Origin of the sequence: Candidatus Avelusimicrobium fimicolum (assembly GCF_021632165.1) — a bacterium.
Taxonomy (GTDB): domain Bacteria; phylum Elusimicrobiota; class Elusimicrobia; order Elusimicrobiales; family Elusimicrobiaceae; genus Avelusimicrobium; species Avelusimicrobium fimicola.
The window spans coordinates 129,304-145,634 of the sequence record NZ_JAJWTS010000001.1; the positions used below are offsets into that span (position 1 = coordinate 129,304).

Below are 16,331 nucleotides of genomic sequence, written 5' to 3' on the forward strand. Positions count from 1 at the left end.
TTAATTCTCCTTAATTAAATCTTTCCAACGTTTTTGTTGGAACGAACTTAACTGTTCCAGTGTGGAAACACCGTGCTTGTTAAGTTCGGTTAAAAAGTAATAAAAAATCTGTTCGGCCATTTTTGTATCAGCCATTGCCCGGTGCCACCCCGTACAGTTAATTCCTAAATCAGCGGCAATACAGCCCAGGTTGTTTTTGGCAAATTTACCGCTCTTGCGCGCCAGTTTGAGCGTATCAATCACGGGATAGGGCGGAAAGCGCATTCCGCATTGTGCAAATTCGCTACGTAAAAAGTTTACGTCAAAATCAGCATTGTGCGCCACTATAACACAATCATCCAACAAACCCAAAAGTTTGGGCAATATATCGGCAAATTTGGGGGCACTTGCCACCATTTCGTTTGTAATACCGTGAATAGCAATTACCTCCGAGTGCATTGGCATACCGGGGTTTAACAAAGTGGAAAATTCCTCCACCGGGCGGCCGCCCTGGGATACAGACACTGCCAGTTCGCAAATTCGTCCGCCGTCATCCGGCGACAAACCCGTCGTTTCCGTATCCAAGCAAGCAAATTTAATTTTAGAAAGTTCCATATCTCACCACACCAAATAAAATCTCAGGCGTACCAAAAAACCTACCAAAACAGCCCCAAATACCCCTATATAAAAAGCCGCGTGGGACACATCCATTAAGCGTATTTTGCGTGCATACACACAAGCCCCGTACCACACCAGCAGCCACACCATCCACCGCCAACCGGGCAAGAGCATTATTAAAAAGAAAATAGCACGCACCATCATCAGCAGCCACCGTTCGTCAAAGGTGGGATAATCCCGCCCGTAGCGGTCCTGCTCAATGGAAAAGATAAACCAACCTATCACGCGGGTAGCGGTTACAAGCCCCACCAAAAAGATAACCCACGATTCGGCAAAGAAATTACCCGTTTCGTACAGCACTCTAAACGGTACGCACAGAAACAAAAAGAGGAGGTTGGCAAATATTTTCGTAAAAAATGTTAAGACATACCCGTGGCGCATTTTGCCGCCAAACTGAAAAAATCTGTCCGAAAAGACGTGGAACGCACAGCACAGCAAAATGCACATCCAACCGGGCAGGTGGAAAAGTTCCAAAAACGGCCAAGGCATTGTTAAATAGCCGTAGCACAGCAAATAGGCCCAGAACAAAAACACTGCACTATGCAAAGCCGAGGCTTTGAGCCAGTTTTCTTTTTCCAACTGGTTAATCGTTTTGTGAAAGAAAACGAAATCCGTCAAAAAGAAGGTTAAAAACAACCGCCAAAAAACAATCATTTCTGCTCCTTGGGGATAGAAAGCGTAAACACGCTGCCTTCGCCCTGTTTAGAAGTTACGCCCAACATCCCGCCGTGCGCCTGCATAATTTGGCGGCTGATAAACAGCCCCAAGCCGTAGCCTGAACGGTCCGTGTGGACTTGATGATATTTTTGAAAAAGTCCTTTTGCGTCTTGTTCACTAATACCTATCCCGCTGTCAGCCACCGACAGATAATATCCTTTTTCGTCTTGCCACGCACGCACGCGGACAAAACCCTTGTCGGTAAATTTAATGGCATTGGAAATCAAGTTCATTATAACCCGCTGCAAGAGTTTCGGGTCGGCCGGCAAACGCTCCACCGCGATATCTGCGGAAAGGGCCAAGCCCTTTTCTTGCGCGGCGGGGGCTAATGTATCAGTAACGTTTTTAACAAGTTCCGGCAATGATACACTTTCTTTTTTGGGTAACATCATTCCGGCCTGAACGCGGGAAACATCTAACACATCTTCCAACAAAGCAGATAGATTTTTAGCCGCTTTGCTCATTAAGTCCAAATATTGCTTTTCTTCGTCCTTAGACACTTTGCCGCTTTGCAAAATGTATAAATACCCCTGCAACCCCAAAAGGGGCGCGCGCAAGTCGTGCGCAACCGCGCGGAATACTTGCTCCTTCATTTCGCTTACTTGGGCTTGGAGTTGCAACACTTGGTAATCTTTCAAATCAGCGGTCATTTTATTAAAGGAAGAAATCAACTGTTTAAATTCCCCCCAGCCGATTTCCTCGTCTATTTTTTCGTCAAAATTACCCGCGCTGACCTCTTTGGCCGCCCGCGAAAGCGCGCCTATCGGCTCGCCTAACCGCTCTGCAAAAGTAAGCGCGCCGAAATAGGCCAAAGTGGCAATAGACAACAAAAACAGGGCAATAATAATGTTCGTGTAATAAATACTGCGGTAGGCCTCGCTCTTTAATTGGAGCACGGTGGCATAGGCTCCTAAAATGGGAGTAGGCGCAAAAGCCCCCACATAAGTTTCCTGCGGGGTGTTCAATTTTTTAATCAGGCGGCTTTTGGACGAAAAGGCGTTCTTTAACGCTTCCGCATCAAACGCAGGTTTGTATTGGTAATCGTTGGCATAGACGGAGCCGTTTTGGTCCACAATGTAAATGCGGCCCGTCTGGCCGATACGCTGTTCCTGCACGCGCGACAACAGCCCAAAGAAACTCATTATTCCGTATAAGAAATCCCCATTGGAAAGCGGATAAATAAATTCGCTAATCGGGCGTCCGTCCATTACATCAAAACTGCTGACAGACAAGCGTCCTTCTTTGGCAAGAGCAGGCAAGGAGTCGTCGCCCGACAAATTAAGCGGCGGCAGTTGCTTTAAAATCTGTTTATCTCCGGCGCGGTATAATTCTTTTCCGGAGGAATCCAATACGGCCAAAATCAAAAAGTCAGGGTTTGCCCCCAAAGCATCTTGTAACTGGCGGGTGGGGTTTTTATGTGAGGCAAGGGCAGACGTAATATTTTGCGCGAAAGACAAGCGCCAAGTAAGGTCCTCTATGTGTTGGTTCATAGACGAGGATACGATTTGCGCTAAATTTGCGTGCGTTTCCAAAATATTATTTTTCAAATGAACCTGGTAGTAGGCCAGCAGCAGCACCATAGGGATAAGCGGCATAAGCACCACAGCCAAGAACAATTTGAAAAGTTTAGAAAATAAAGACATAATCCACCTTATTTAGATTATATCAATTCGGAGGGCGCAAACGGGAATTTTTGTTACGCGGTGAAAATTGACGCCCCGGGTTTTAAACCCGGGGCGATGTTTTGTGTAGGACCAATTTTACCAACCGTTTTTAGTATAAGTCGTTTTGCAACTCTGCCATTGGGAGATCGTACACGATTTTTTGTTGATACCACCCATTCCTAAACTACCCGAGGAGACATACCAATTCTTAATACAATGGCAAGGATCTGCTTTTGCTCCGAAACCACACATTTTCTCCTCAATAGACGGATCCGATGGGTAAGCCATCATAGCGCAAGGAGTACACGAACATGGGTTAATTTTTTCAAGCACATACTCCTTTTTACTCGTCCAGCACACCGTATCGGTTTTGGCGGCGGACGGGCAGCACTCGCTCTTGTGAGCGGCCTTATAAGTAGCGTTAGAGCAATCGCCCGTGGACGGAGGAGTAGTTCCTCCGCAATTTGCCAAGGCCAAGAGTTTTACCTTTTGGTTGTTGCTTGTTACGCGCTCTTCCCATTTTAAGGTGCAGTTGCTAAGGCCCGCGCCTGTATTGACGTGCGAACTCGTCGGCTGCGGAATATCGTTTCCGGATAATGTAAATCCGTCCGTTGTGGTTTCATCATAAAGGCTTGCATCCTCTGAGCCGCTGACAGATAACTTATTCGCGCGCAACGTAGCCGCCTTTTGTTTTAAGCGGTTTACCGCATCCAAGGTGGCAATATAAGAATCGTTTTTAACCGTGGTCGTTCCGCCGTTTACATACACTTTATTTAAAAGTGCCGTAGGCGTACCCGTATTGACTGCCTGATAATTATCATAAGTATTGGCCGCCGACCCGTGGATAGCCGTGTTCGGCATATCAAGCGCAGAGCCGGACTCCCCCACCACAGCGGGAACATTATAATTTAAATTAGGTGAACTGGCACTCACAGTACCGCCGGAGCGGACCGTCATAGTATTGGCTTCAATACCGCCTTTTAAATTGGCCTTATCGGCTACCTTTAAATAAACATAATCGCCCATACGCGACGGATTATACGACACCGCGGAAATGATTTCCGCCGGGGCATTTACCGCCGCAAATAGAGTAATCAGAAACAAAACAACCAACCGTTTGACAAAGGCTCTTGCCGTGCGGCCACTTGTTGTTAAACCGTCATTCCCAAGAGTGGAGCGGCCCGCTGAGTTCGGGAATGACACCATAGAAGTAACTCCTTTCATTTTTCTCCTTTTTAAGGTCTTTATATTTAGGCAAAAAGGCCTTTTATACGCGTTTTTATACACCGGATACATCCGGGTATATCCACCGAGATTCGTCAAAATTTTAGCAAAAAAAAAAAACGGATACAACATTTTTATAATAAGTCCTGCGGACGGCTTACTTTTTTCCCTCTTTTGACTAATGGAGCCACACTGTTTTGGCAAGGTCGCAACCAACAAAACAACACCCATAAATAAACCAAAGGCCATTATAAAAATTGGGGTCATGCTGAACTGGCTGCCCGCAGGGTTTTCAGAATCTACCTTATGGGTTGTTATCTAAAAGGTCATACTGGAAGATTTGCCGGCGCGGAGCGTTCCTGTATCTATTGTTGTCCTCTTTTAGAGTAACAACAGATCCTGGACTACAACTTTCCAGGATGACGACCACTACAATACAAAAGGCAAACTACACAATCGGTAGATTCTGAAACCTATCAATAGACCCCGTACAGCAACACTACGGGGTGCCGCCTAGTGGTAAGGGCGGCAGTTCAGGATGCCCAATTTTTATAATGTCGTCATCCCCGAGGGGGCCAAAAGGCCCAACAAGGGCTAGGCCCTTTTTATCCCCTACGGCGGGCCATTTGACCCTGGCAGGGAAATATTAAAAAACCTATTCTATAATATATGACAAAAAAACTATTATCTTGGGCCGCTTTTATGAAGAAGGAACTTACCCGCCCGTTAGAAATATCCGCCCCGGTAAGCGTACAGGAAAGTATTGTCTATTTGAACGCAGAAGAAGCCGCCTATGTGGATATGCAGATACGCATACTCCTCCAAGAACAACGCAAAGAAACCCAGCGCAAACGCAAATTAGGGATTCCCCCTCCGCCCACTCCGGGCAGTATTTCCTACGCGGTCTATTATTAAATTTTCCTATATATGAAAAACCCCCGGTTCCACATAGAACCGGGGGTTTTATATTCCTAAAAAACCGTTATTTGGTTTTTTTGAGTCCTTCTACAATGCGCGGCAAGATTTGGTGCGCATCACCGACGAACCCGTATTTGCAAACATTGAAAATCGGCGCGTTCGCATCTTTATTGATACCGATAATCACGTCGCTGTGTTCCATACCCACAATATGCTGTACCGCGCCGGAAATACCGCACGCTACATATAATTTGGCAGAAACCGTTACACCGCTTTGACCGATTTGCTGGTCTTTGGGTTTAAGCCCCAAGTCAATCGCCGCGCGGGAAGCGCCGACCGTACCACCCAGTTCGCTGGCCAAGGTTTCCAAAAGGTCAAAACCTTCTTGGTTTTTCATACCGCGGCCACCGGCGATAACCACTTCGGCTTCGTCCAATTTCATACCTGCGGCGGGCGGGTCCATATGCGTATTGATAATGCGCACTTTGGCAGCCTCGGCAGGCAGGGCAATGGCTTCGCTGACCACTTGGGCCATTTTGCCGGGGGTGGTAACAACTTTTTTGAACACGTTGGGGCGGACGGTGGACATTTGCGGACGATAGTCCGGGCATTTAATGTCGGCCATAATATTTCCGCCGAAAGCAGGGCGGGTTTGAATCAAGTTTCCGTCCTTAATGGAAAGCCCCGTGCAATCCGCCGTCAAACCGACAAACAGTTCTGACGAAATACGCGGAGATAAATCACGCCCGATATAAGTGGACGGATAGAGCACCACGCTGGGGTTATACTTTTTAATCAGCGTAACCATTGCGTTGGCATAAGCCGCGGTATTATAGTTATGATAGGCCGGGCTGCTGACCGTATAAATTTTATCCGTACCGTATTGGGAAAGTTCGGCAAAGTATTTTTCCACACCCTCGCCAATGACTACGGCGCAAAGTTCCTCGCCCAACTGATTTGCCAATTCGCGGCCCTTGGATAAAAGTTCAAAACCCACCGGGCGGACTTTTTGGTTGTGTCCGTCATCGGCAATTTCAATAAACACCCATACGCCTTTGTAGGCGGAAAGGTCTTTCTTGTCCGCACCCGTTGCCGGCAAGGATAAGGCTTTCACCGGGCAGGCGCTTACGCACGCACCGCACATCGTACAGGCATTGTTGGCAACCGCCTTGCGGTTCACCAAGGAGAGCGCTCCAAAAGGACAGGTGGCTACACATTTGCCGCAGCCTACGCATTTTTCCGAAATTTGAATCATTTGATTACACTCTCCTTTTTCAAAATCTCTACAAACTTATCGGCAAGTTCCACAGCAGAGCCGGAGAACATTTCGCCTTTCTGTCTGGCCGGCGGCGGGAAGATGCGGTCCACACGGGTAGGAGAGCCTTCCAACCCCAATTTGTGCGGGTCGGCATTTACATCTTTTTCCGTCCAAACGTGAATCACTTTATCCTGCGCTTTGTGCGCGGCCATAAAGGAAGGATATTTCGCCACATAGTCGTGCGGCATAGTCATCGTAACCAAAGCAGGCAGGTCGGCTTCCAAAATCTGGTGGCCGCCTTCAATAAGTTTTTTGACGACAATTTGGTTACCGCTTGCGTCAATGCTTTCGCAGAACGTAATTTGCGGGATACCCAAATGGAAGGCGATACCGGGGCCGGTTTGGGCCGTATCACCGTCAATGGCCATCTGCCCGCAGAGAATCAAATCATACTGGCCGATATGGCGCACCGCCATAGCAAGCGCATAAGACGTCGCCCAAGTATCAGAACCGGCAAAGGCGCGGCTGGACAACAAAACACCTTCGTCCGCACCCAAAGCAAGTGCCAAGCGAAGCACTGCCGTAGCCTGCTGGGGGCCCATAGAAAGCACGGTTACTTTGGCACCTGTTTTGGCTTTAATCGCCAAGGCTTTTTCCAAAGCGTAGTGGTCGTACGGATTTAAAATACTGGGAACGCCCGCACGGATAAGCGTACCGGTTTTCGGGTCCACCTTTACTTGGGTGGAATCGGGAACTTGTTTAATGCAAACAATGATATTCATAAGTATCCTATTTTTTGAAAACTTCTCTGAGTTTAGCGGACACTACGTCCATATCGTCAATCAGCCCAAGCATTTTTTCTTCAATGCCGACCAAGTTGACGGCTTGGCTGAGTTCAGCCGCATTAAGCGCCGGGCAAGTGCCCAAGATGAGGCGCATACCATCCGTAGCAGTTTTGAATGCGCTCTGACGGGCATTTACGCGGGCCATCGTGCTAAGCGTATTGATATCAAAGCGGCTGCCTTCGGTTACTACCTTGTTGGCGCATTGGCGCGTAAACACGGCGGCTACTTCCATTTCGCTAATCAGGTCGCCAAGCATAAAGGTTACATACTGGTGGCGCGTAAGTTTATTCATACGGCAATCGTCCAGCACGCGGGCCAACGCTCTAAAACCCAAGGCCACGCTGTCGGCGCCCACATTGGGGTTCTGCGCGTGGATAGCATCAAACTCTGCGGCTTGGTTCAAATAATATTGTCCGCGGCTCTTTAAATGTTCCTGCCAGCGTCCGCGGAAAATCGTCATTTCCAACACTTCGCTGGTGCCTTCGTAAATACAGGTAATTTTTACGTCGCGTTTAATTTTTTCTACCGCAAATTCTTTGGTATAACCGAAACCGCCCATCGCTTGGATAGAGTCTTCGGCTGCCTTATTGCCCGATTCGGTGGCATACAATTTGGCGATAGCGCCCTCGGTGGCTAAACCGTGGTTGTTTACTTCCAACTGTTTGGCCGTCCAGTCAATATAAGCACGCGCGGCTTCAAAACGGACATAGTGCGGGGTAATGAGTTTTAACATAAAACCCTGCTTTTGGGCCAACGGGCCGCCCGCCTGAATGCGCTGTTGGGCATATTGCAAAGCAGTTTCCACCGCTTCTTCGCCGCCGCCCAAACCGAAAGCCGCTACCATTAAGCGCGTATAGCCGAACACGGCCTGCGCTTGCAGGAAGCCTTGGCCTTCCTTCAAACCGATTAGATTTTCGGCCGGGACATAAACATCATCAAATGCTAAGCCCGCCGTATTGGACAGGCGGATACCGTGCTTATCTTCGTGTACGTCCTGGGTAAAGCCCGGGGTGCCCTTTTCTACAATAAACCAACTCGGGCCGCCCGGAGCCAAGGCGAGTACCGTGTAAATATCGGCCACACCGCCGTTAGAAATCCACATCTTGCTGCCGGTAATTTTGTAACCCACGACCTTACCGTCTTTGATGACGTGTTCGGCACGGGTACGCAAGGAAACAAGGTCAGAGCCTGCATCGGCTTCCGTGGCGCCATAGGCCACAAGTTTATTTTCCTGTGCGATTTTTTTGAACCATTTGGCTTTTTGTTCCGGGGTACCGCCGACGTTAATCGGGTCGCTGCCCAGGAAGGTGGCGAAAACACCGGTGGCGATGCCCAAGTCAATGCGGGCTAATTGTTCGCACACGCGGTAAATCTCGGTGGTTTGTCCGCCGAGTCCGCCATATTCTTCGGGAATAAGCAAAAGATGCACACCCAGCACATCGTGGTCGTACATCTCTTTCAAAATGTCTAACGGAATTTCGTTTTTGGCGTCATGCTCCCGGATGAGATTAAAGGAAATCCGGTTTTTAGCATATTGCTTCAAACTGTCTAACATCAGGTTTCTGGTTGTCAGGTCGTTTTTTGCCATGTTTGGGGTCTCCAAAATACAATATAGATATATGATACCAATTTTTGAGTTGATGCGCATTTTTCGCCCAACAGCAAAAACCCCGGCACGGGGCCGGGGCGGAAAAAAGTTTTACTTAACACCTAAAAATAATATGGGGCTTCGGTCTTGCCTGTAAAAATCTGACACCATTTTTCGCCCTCCGCATTATCATAATAGCAGGCTAATTGTTCATCGTTGCGGGCATAATAAATGGCATAGGGCTTGCCGTTGCGGCGGCAAACACCAATACCGAAAGCGTTATCCGCCGTGGCGCCTGCGTTTACTGCGCGGCAGGAAAAATCCTTTGTGTTAAGCGACGGGGTTCCGCTCGCATTAGTAGGAGTGCCCGAAAAAGATAAATCCAAATCCGCCAGGTCCGTGGCATAACTGCCGTTAGACATTAAATAGGCCTGTTGCGCCGTCCAAATTGCACGCGTGCGGGCAACCGCTTCGGACACGCGGGATTTTTCTACGGCGCGCTCATACTGCGGCACAGCCACCGCCGCCAAAATACCAATAATCAGCACTACAACCAACAATTCAATTAACGTAAACCCTTTTTTCATAAAAAACTCCTCAGCAATTTGATTTAAAGACTGATTAATAGGATAATAATCTTTTGCCAGAAATTCAACCCTTACAGGGTATTGTATCAAAAAAAGAACGAGTCAAGGCCTCCGTATTCCCCCCTAAAATCCGCTTCCTTATTTGATACACATCCTTCGTCCTGCTTATAAAAAGCGTCCGCCGTTGCCGTTTGTGCAGGCCTTAACCCGTTTATAAAATCTGTTCCGTACGGAAAAAGCATTTTATTTGTTTGAGCCACAGGCGAGTTGTAAAATGCGCCGTGCGGAACTGGATTTTATGGGTGCGGTCTGCGAGTTTTTTGTTTACTTTTTGGCGACCCAAAAAGTAAAAAGAAAAAATATGTATAATAACTTTATGAATTGTATTTTTTGCGGCATTGCCGACGGCTCTATTAAAAGCCAACTGATTTACGAAGACGACGACGTGGTGGCATTTAAAGATTTAAACCCCCAAGCGCCGACACATCTTTTGATTATTCCCCGAAAGCACATTGCGCGCTTATCGGAAGCGGACGAAAAGGACGCCTTGCTGTTGGGCAAAATCTTGCTGGTTGCCAAAAAACTGGCCAAGCAGTTTGATTTAAAGGACTTCCGCCTGGTAACCAATAACGGTAAAGGCGCGGGGCAAAGCGTGGACCATTTACACTTCCACTTAATGGCCGGCAGACGTTTTTTATGGCCCGCTGGCTGAAAAAACGTAAAATTTAAGAAAAATAAGGTATAATATACATAAGGTATAAAATGCCGTTTTTATTTTTGTCTATTAACCGTAGAAGGTGGTGAAAAAGTAATGGTTTTCGTAAAAGTAAGAGATGCCGAACATCTTGAAGAAGCCCTTAAACGCTTTAAAAGAGAATGCGAAAAGAACGGCATTTTGAAAGAAATCAAAAGACGCGAAACGTATATGCCTCCGAGCGTAAAAAGAAAAATCAAATCGCAGGAAGCACAACGCCGCGCCCGCCGCACCAAACGCAGACGTTTTTAATTAAAGTAACACCACAGGCAATAGTCCTTTACGCAAGTATCGGACTATTGCCTTATTTGCCTTTAACTTTAATCTAAAACAGGCGGCACCGTGAATAATAACCTCACAGAACAAATTAAGGACAGGTTGGACATTGTAGAATTTATCCGGCAATACGTTCCGGGCCTTAAACGCTCGGGTAAAACCTACAAAGCCTGCTGTCCGTTTCATAAAGAAAAGACCCCTTCCTTCACTTGCAACAGCGAAAAGGGGTTGTTCTATTGTTTCGGCTGCCAGGCAGGCGGGGATATTTTTGATTTTTTGATGAAGATTGAAAATTTATCCTTTAACGAAGCACTTGAAAAATTGGCCGGGCAAGCCGGCTTGGAATACAAGCCTATGCGCCCCTTAACGGGCGAGGAAATCCGGCGCGCCACGTTGCGCAAGTTGTTGGACTTTGCAAAAGCGTTCTTTCATAAAAATTTAATGTCGGCTAACGGCGACTTCGCGCGCACGTATGTGAAAGAGCGCAATTTAACCAAAGAAACCTGTCAAAAGTTTGAGTTGGGTTTTGCTAAAAACGACCCCACCGCCCTTGCCAAAGAAGCCCGCGCCGCAGGATTTACGGACCAAGATTTAAAAGAGGCGGGGCTTTGTGTTTTAACCGCCTACGGTCCGCGGGATTATTACCGCAGCCGCCTGATGTTCCCCATTATCAACCAGCGGGGCGATACGGTAGGTTTCGGCGGACGCATTTTGGGCGAAGGCGAACCCAAATATTTAAACTCGCCCGAAACGGTTTTATTTACCAAAAGCCAAGTGCTCTACGGGCTAAATTTTGCAGGCCCCGAAATCCGCAAAGCCGGGAAAGCCGTACTTCTGGAAGGATATATGGACGTTATCGCTTGCCACCAGGCGGGTGCGGGTTATACCGTGGCCCCTTTGGGCACCAGTTTGACCGAGGAACACGCCCGGCTGTTAAGGCGTTATACGGACACGGTAATTGTCCTGTTTGACCCGGACTCCGCCGGAATCAAAGCCGCTTTGCGCGGCGGGCTTATTTTGATTGAGCGCGGACTCTTTGTAAAAGTAGCCTCGCTGCCGGACGGATTGGATCCGGACGAATATATAGCCAAGTACGGAAAAGAAAATTTTGAAGAAATTTTAAATAACGCCCAAGATTTAATTGCGTTTCACACCCGGTTATTGCTCTCCCAATGTGAGCAACCTCTCCAAGCACAGGACAAAACACGCTTGGTATCCGAATTAGCGGAAACGATTTCCAAACAGCCGGATGAAATCGTCCGGCGAGAGTGGGCCAAATATGTGGCCGAACATTTGGGCGTAGATGAAGAATTAGTAATGGAGCGGCTGCGGGAAGTGTCTTATGCACCCGCTCCGCGTTTCCGCCGCCAGCAAGCGGTATTGGAAAATGCCATTGCCACTCCGGCAGAAGAAGATTTGTTGTCGTGGATTTTAAAGAGTCCGGCACATTTGGTTTTATGCTCCGAACTCACGCGGGAAGATTTTTCCACACCCGCCGCCTGGAACTTGTTTGAAACATTGGTCCGGGCGCATATGGAACACCCGCAGGAAGCGGATTTAGCCCAGGAAGCGGCTAAATTGGTCCCTGCGCAAAAGGGTGAATTTGTAAAGTTGGCCCTTTTACAAACACCGGAAGATTTTGATCCGGCGCGCGACATTGCCGCCTGTGCGGCTAAATTGCAGCAAAGCGGCCTGCATAAACAATTACAAGCGGTCCGCCGCCAGATGAAGCAACTGGGCGCAGGAAATGTACCGCCGGAAGTTTTTAAAAAATATATAGAATTGCAAAACAAATTAAAAAAATATCGCAGTTGAGGAAATTATGGCATCGGGAAATAAAGCGCTGAAAGATTTAGTAGAAGAAGGCAAAGAAAGCGGGTTCTTATCGTTGGAAGATTTGAACCGCTCTATCGCCGCGTCGGATATGAGCGCGGAAGACATTGACGGCGTGATGGGCACGCTAGACGATTTGGGCATTCAGGTCGTGGACCAAAAGAAATTCAAGTCCGTCTCCGCCGCCGATAAAGAAGCATTAAGCGAAGATTGGTCCTCGGCCAGCCCGGACATTTCCAACTCTATCCGGATGTATTTGTCCGAAATGGGTAAAGTACCGCTTTTGTCTCGCGACGAAGAAATCACACTCGCACGCAATATCCGCGAACGCGAAAAGGAACTGCGAAAATTGGTGTTGGAATCGCCTATCACGATGCGCGAAATTTGCAACTGGGAAGAATTGGTGGACCAAGAAGAAATGACCACCAAGGAATTGATGCCCCGCGGCAAACGCACGACGCGCGAACTAAACAATATGCGCAAAAAACTTAAAGATGCGGCGCAATTTATCGGCAAGCGCGAACAGGAAATCACCAAATTAATGAAGGAATTGCGCGAGGGCAACCTGACCGACAAAAAACGCAATAATGCCATTGAAAAATTGGAAGCCAAGCAAAAAGAAGTCGTGCAGACCATTACCAAATTAAATTTGAACCAAAATAAAATCAAACGTCTGACCAACAAAATCAAAAACTTGGCCGACCGTTTGACCGAAACCCGCAACGATATGCAACGCTTTGACGATTACTTCGGCAAATACGAGGACGTCAAAAAACTGGTTACTAAATTTAAAGCGGGCAAAATGACGGAAAAGGAATTTAAAAAAGCCACCAAATTTACGTTACCGGAGTTAGAACGCGCCTTATCAAACATTGAAGACGTCCAGCGCCGCCACGCGCAAATGGTGGATATGCTCCCGATGACGGAAAAGGAGTTTTTGTCCTTTAACGACCGTATCGTGTTTTTTGAGGATATGATTTTGCAGGACAAATTAAAATTAATCAAAGCCAACCTGCGTTTGGTGGTTTCTATTGCCAAAAAGCACGTCAATTCTAACCTGGAACTCTCCGACCTAATTCAAGAGGGTGGCTTGGGCTTAATGAAAGCCGTGGAAAAATTTGAATACAAACGCGGTTTTAAATTCTCCACCTATGCTACCTGGTGGATTCGCCAGAGTATCAACCGCGCCATTGCCGACCAAGCCAATACAATCCGTATTCCCGTGCATATGAAGGAATTAGTTTCCAAACTGACTAAGGTTACAAACAAATTCCGCCAGGAACACGGCCGTGAGCCAACCTTGGAAGATTATTCCAAAACACTCCGCCTGTCTGTGGAAAAGGTAAAAAGCGTGCTGAAAATTATGCAGGACCCGATTTCCCTTTCTACCCCAATTGGCGAAGATGAGGATTCCAACTTGGAAGACTTTATTGAAGATAAGAACGGGCCAAACCCCACCAGCGCGGCAGTGGACTTTTTGCGCAAGCAGGAAGTGGCGGATGTATTGGCGACGCTTTCGGAACGAGAGGCCAAAATTATCAGCCTGCGTTTTGGAATTGACTCCGGCTATCCGCGCACCTTGGAAGAAGTGGGTAAAATGTTTAATGTTACGCGCGAACGCGTGCGCCAGATTGAAGCCAAGGCTATCCGCAAACTGCGCCACCCCAGCCGTACCAAAATGTTAAAGGATTACCAAGAATAATCTTTTGCACTAAATCGCACAGCCCCGCGTTTTTGATTTACGCGGGGCTGTTTTTTACTATTAAATCAAGGAGCGGGCAACCTGCTATTCTCCGGCAACAGGCATATTGCCTTCTACATATCTATCATAAAAGGTTAATAATAACTTTTCCACACGCTCCTGCTGCGCTCGTTCGGCGGCTTGCTGCGCTTTGCGTTGCAACAACGCCTCTTGCGGAGAGGCAGGCTCTTTTTCCGGCTCAGATTTTTTTCCAAACACCTGACGCCCTTTTATTACAAACATCCCCGAGGAAAAACCAAATTCAAAAATTCCATCCGGCCCTTTATAAACCAAAATTTTTTCGTCCTTGCCTTCAAAATAATTTAACCAAATACTTTTTCCCTTGGGAGAGGAATAGGCCAAGGTTACAATATGCACCTTCTTATGCGGGAAGTAATCTTCCCACAAGGCCACATTGGCCGCCTCTTTTGTGGCCACACACCGCTTGCGCTCATACATATAAGAGCAATACATTTCTTCGCCCTTATCACTTTTCCCATAAAGGAACCGGCCCGATTTATCCGTTTCCTCCGGTGTAAAAACAGTTTGTATATCAAACGAATAATCCTTGGCATCGGGGAAATACTGTGTATTTTGCAACATCCCTTCTTTGCCAAAGGTCATCACCACCACATTGGGAGGTATTACCTCTACGGCATATTTATCGTTGCTGGTGGGGCGACCCTGTACATATCTGTATGTGCGTTTAGGACAAAAACTGCGCCATCCGTCCTTACCGCCGCGCGCCTTGCCATATACCCCAACATCTAACAAGTTGATAAACCCGTCCGCTTCATCACACGAAAATTTTATCCCCGCCTTGGCAACAGACATTATCCCTTTGCTACTGTCCGGCGTGTGATATGCCATAGAGGAGTTAATACGCCCATAGGGATACTGGTCCGCAAAGCCAAGGGTATGCCCTAACTCGTGCGACAATAATTTATCGTTCCCCCCTTGGGCCCAGTTTGCAAGACCTTTTTTAGGTGAAAAATACATTTTGTAGGGTCTGGATGCTACATCCACACACGCCAGGGCCGAAGAAGCCTTACATACCGTTTTCATTTGATTAGCGGGAATAACAAAAAAATTAATATCCGGCTGGGGGCAATCCTTGCGCACAACTACTTGGGTTTGCAAAGCGGGAAGCAAATCTTTAAATTCGTCCTCTCGTCCGGCTTGCCGTACGGTTTTTAGCGTAAAATCAAACCACTCCTGATAACTTTGGCGCAACATTTCCAAGTATTCTTCCTCAGTGCGCGTTTCGTTAGAACGGAAACTTTGCACCGCCACGCAAACAGGCTCGCCCAACACTATCTTACGCAGCAAGGCAGACGGGGCGCTCGGATTATCTATATTTTCCGCACCCGGCAAAAAGCCAAAAGGGGTACTCCACCCCAAAGGGGTTACAAATAAAGCAAAAAGCAAGATAAAAAAGGTTTTCATATATTTTATACTATAATCTTTTTGCTAGAATTTTCAAGAAAATTTACGGCAAACGGTACCGGCGCAAGCCGGGGTCTTCAAACACTTTTGTACCGCCAAAAATTTGTACGCAATAACTGCCTGCTTCTTTTTCATACGAAATACCGATACTCTTCCGCTCGCCACAAAACAAAACTCCATTATCCTGTCCGTTATTACCCGATAATCCTATTGTAAAACCTGCGCCTTTATATTCGCCTGAAATACGCCCTAAATAAATAGCCGCATCTTCACCGGATTTATATATTTGTAAAGACCATTTGTCATTGGAGAGCGTGTCTGTTGAAGCAGATGAATTAAGCCATTTGGTTGTCCCCGTCCACGGAACGCTGAGGTCCAACTCGTCAAATGAGGTAGCATACGAGCCATTTGCCATATAATAGGCTTCCTGTGCAGCGTATAAAGATTTTAAAATTGCCAAAGCCTGTGTGGCGCGGCTTTTTTCCACAGCCTTATTATATTGCGGCATCGCTACCGACGCTAAAATGCCGATAATCAGAACAACAACCAATAATTCTATTAATGTAAAGCCGGCCATACCTTTTCGCAAGGACCCTTTTTCCACTTTCCATAATAAGCGGCCTAATCGCCCCGTATTCGCTTTTTTCATCACTACCTCTCTTTTTGGTAAATTTTGAGCATACTCAAAATTTACCAAAAAAAAAAAACGATTCAAGCCCTTCTACACTTAGCAAGCCACCAATCAACAATTTTTACTGTTTCCCACCCTTCAACACATAGTCTTTTTTCCCAAGCAGATAAGACAACGGCCTAATTGCTATAA

At 47.1% G+C, this 16,331-nt stretch carries 15 protein-coding genes; 5 read left to right on the forward strand and 10 right to left on the reverse strand.

Going from position 1 to position 16,331, the window contains the following annotated elements:
• From ACQY2K_RS00635 to ACQY2K_RS00650, 4 genes are all read right to left on the reverse strand, one after another.
• Entirely contained in the window at positions 1-594 is a 594-nt protein-coding gene (locus ACQY2K_RS00635) for a 3'-5' exonuclease (RefSeq protein ID WP_428040354.1), read from the reverse strand.
• Positions 595-597: 3 nt separating this feature from the next.
• A complete protein-coding gene (locus ACQY2K_RS00640; protein WP_177748419.1) occupies positions 598-1,311 on the reverse strand; it encodes a hypothetical protein in 714 nt (237 codons plus the stop codon).
• Entirely contained in the window at positions 1,308-3,017 is a 1,710-nt protein-coding gene (locus ACQY2K_RS00645; protein WP_428040355.1) for a sensor histidine kinase, read from the reverse strand. Before ACQY2K_RS00645 ends, ACQY2K_RS00640 begins: the two co-directional genes overlap by 4 nt.
• A gap of 117 nt (positions 3,018-3,134) precedes the next feature.
• Positions 3,135-4,262 carry a hypothetical protein gene (locus ACQY2K_RS00650; RefSeq protein ID WP_428040356.1) on the reverse strand — a complete coding sequence of 376 codons (1,128 nt, stop codon included), beginning with the start codon at positions 4,260-4,262 and terminating at the stop codon, positions 3,135-3,137.
• Positions 4,263-4,931: 669 nt separating this feature from the next.
• Between ACQY2K_RS00650 and ACQY2K_RS00655 the strand changes: the two genes are divergently transcribed.
• Positions 4,932-5,177, forward strand: coding sequence for a hypothetical protein (locus ACQY2K_RS00655; RefSeq protein WP_177747942.1), 246 nt, complete (start codon positions 4,932-4,934; stop codon positions 5,175-5,177).
• Positions 5,178-5,244: 67 nt separating this feature from the next.
• Here the strand turns inward: ACQY2K_RS00655 and ACQY2K_RS00660 are convergent, their stop codons facing one another.
• The 4 genes from ACQY2K_RS00660 to ACQY2K_RS00675 form a co-directional block, all read right to left on the reverse strand.
• A complete protein-coding gene (locus tag ACQY2K_RS00660; RefSeq protein ID WP_428040357.1) occupies positions 5,245-6,435 on the reverse strand; it encodes an FAD-binding protein in 1,191 nt (396 codons plus the stop codon).
• Positions 6,432-7,220, reverse strand: coding sequence for an electron transfer flavoprotein subunit beta/FixA family protein (locus tag ACQY2K_RS00665; protein ID WP_177747937.1), 789 nt, complete (start codon positions 7,218-7,220; stop codon positions 6,432-6,434). The genes ACQY2K_RS00660 and ACQY2K_RS00665 overlap by 4 nt, the downstream gene beginning before the upstream one ends.
• A gap of 7 nt (positions 7,221-7,227) precedes the next feature.
• On the reverse strand, positions 7,228-8,871 hold the full coding sequence (locus tag ACQY2K_RS00670; RefSeq protein WP_177747934.1) for an acyl-CoA dehydrogenase family protein: 1,644 nt from the start codon (positions 8,869-8,871) through the stop codon (positions 7,228-7,230).
• Between the two features lie 122 nt (positions 8,872-8,993).
• Entirely contained in the window at positions 8,994-9,458 is a 465-nt protein-coding gene (locus ACQY2K_RS00675) for a type IV pilin protein (protein ID WP_428040358.1), read from the reverse strand.
• Between the two features lie 376 nt (positions 9,459-9,834).
• Between ACQY2K_RS00675 and ACQY2K_RS00680 the strand changes: the two genes are divergently transcribed.
• The 4 genes from ACQY2K_RS00680 to ACQY2K_RS00695 all read left to right on the forward strand — a co-directional run bounded on the left by ACQY2K_RS00680 (position 9,835) and on the right by ACQY2K_RS00695 (position 14,023).
• Entirely contained in the window at positions 9,835-10,170 is a 336-nt protein-coding gene (locus ACQY2K_RS00680; RefSeq protein WP_428037778.1) for a histidine triad nucleotide-binding protein, read from the forward strand.
• 45 nt (positions 10,171-10,215) lie between these two features.
• Positions 10,216-10,464, forward strand: coding sequence for a 30S ribosomal protein S21 (gene rpsU, locus ACQY2K_RS00685; protein ID WP_428040446.1), 249 nt, complete (start codon positions 10,216-10,218; stop codon positions 10,462-10,464).
• A gap of 90 nt (positions 10,465-10,554) precedes the next feature.
• Positions 10,555-12,303 (forward strand): DNA primase, encoded by a 1,749-nt coding sequence (gene dnaG, locus ACQY2K_RS00690; RefSeq protein ID WP_428040359.1) that lies wholly within the window; start codon positions 10,555-10,557, stop codon positions 12,301-12,303.
• 7 nt (positions 12,304-12,310) lie between these two features.
• Positions 12,311-14,023, forward strand: coding sequence for a sigma-70 family RNA polymerase sigma factor (locus ACQY2K_RS00695; protein ID WP_177747925.1), 1,713 nt, complete (start codon positions 12,311-12,313; stop codon positions 14,021-14,023).
• A gap of 84 nt (positions 14,024-14,107) precedes the next feature.
• Here the strand turns inward: ACQY2K_RS00695 and ACQY2K_RS00700 are convergent, their stop codons facing one another.
• Both ACQY2K_RS00700 and ACQY2K_RS00705 read right to left on the reverse strand, forming a co-directional pair.
• Complete coding sequence (locus ACQY2K_RS00700; RefSeq protein WP_428040360.1) at positions 14,108-15,508, reverse strand: hypothetical protein; 1,401 nt, start codon at positions 15,506-15,508, stop codon at positions 14,108-14,110.
• 43 nt (positions 15,509-15,551) lie between these two features.
• The gene (locus tag ACQY2K_RS00705) at positions 15,552-16,157 is read right to left on the reverse strand and encodes a type IV pilin protein (RefSeq protein WP_428040361.1); all 606 of its coding nucleotides are present in this window, start codon (positions 16,155-16,157) and stop codon (positions 15,552-15,554) included.
• Positions 16,158-16,331: the final 174 nt, after the last annotated feature.

What these genes read in the sequence shown, in the direction of transcription:
- ACQY2K_RS00635 (WP_428040354.1), bottom strand. Translation starts at nt 594, where the DNA reads ATGGAACTTTCTAAAATTAAATTTGCTTGCTTGGATACGGAAACGACG.
- ACQY2K_RS00640 (WP_177748419.1), bottom strand. Translation starts at nt 1,311, where the DNA reads ATGATTGTTTTTTGGCGGTTGTTTTTAACCTTCTTTTTGACGGATTTC.
- ACQY2K_RS00645 (WP_428040355.1), bottom strand. Translation starts at nt 3,017, where the DNA reads ATGTCTTTATTTTCTAAACTTTTCAAATTGTTCTTGGCTGTGGTGCTT.
- ACQY2K_RS00650 (WP_428040356.1), bottom strand. Translation starts at nt 4,262, where the DNA reads ATGAAAGGAGTTACTTCTATGGTGTCATTCCCGAACTCAGCGGGCCGC.
- ACQY2K_RS00655 (WP_177747942.1), top strand. Translation starts at nt 4,932, where the DNA reads ATGACAAAAAAACTATTATCTTGGGCCGCTTTTATGAAGAAGGAACTT.
- ACQY2K_RS00660 (WP_428040357.1), bottom strand. Translation starts at nt 6,435, where the DNA reads ATGATTCAAATTTCGGAAAAATGCGTAGGCTGCGGCAAATGTGTAGCC.
- ACQY2K_RS00665 (WP_177747937.1), bottom strand. Translation starts at nt 7,220, where the DNA reads ATGAATATCATTGTTTGCATTAAACAAGTTCCCGATTCCACCCAAGTA.
- ACQY2K_RS00670 (WP_177747934.1), bottom strand. Translation starts at nt 8,871, where the DNA reads ATGGCAAAAAACGACCTGACAACCAGAAACCTGATGTTAGACAGTTTG.
- ACQY2K_RS00675 (WP_428040358.1), bottom strand. Translation starts at nt 9,458, where the DNA reads ATGAAAAAAGGGTTTACGTTAATTGAATTGTTGGTTGTAGTGCTGATT.
- ACQY2K_RS00680 (WP_428037778.1), top strand. Translation starts at nt 9,835, where the DNA reads ATGAATTGTATTTTTTGCGGCATTGCCGACGGCTCTATTAAAAGCCAA.
- ACQY2K_RS00695 (WP_177747925.1), top strand. Translation starts at nt 12,311, where the DNA reads ATGGCATCGGGAAATAAAGCGCTGAAAGATTTAGTAGAAGAAGGCAAA.
- ACQY2K_RS00700 (WP_428040360.1), bottom strand. Translation starts at nt 15,508, where the DNA reads ATGAAAACCTTTTTTATCTTGCTTTTTGCTTTATTTGTAACCCCTTTG.
- ACQY2K_RS00705 (WP_428040361.1), bottom strand. Translation starts at nt 16,157, where the DNA reads ATGAAAAAAGCGAATACGGGGCGATTAGGCCGCTTATTATGGAAAGTG.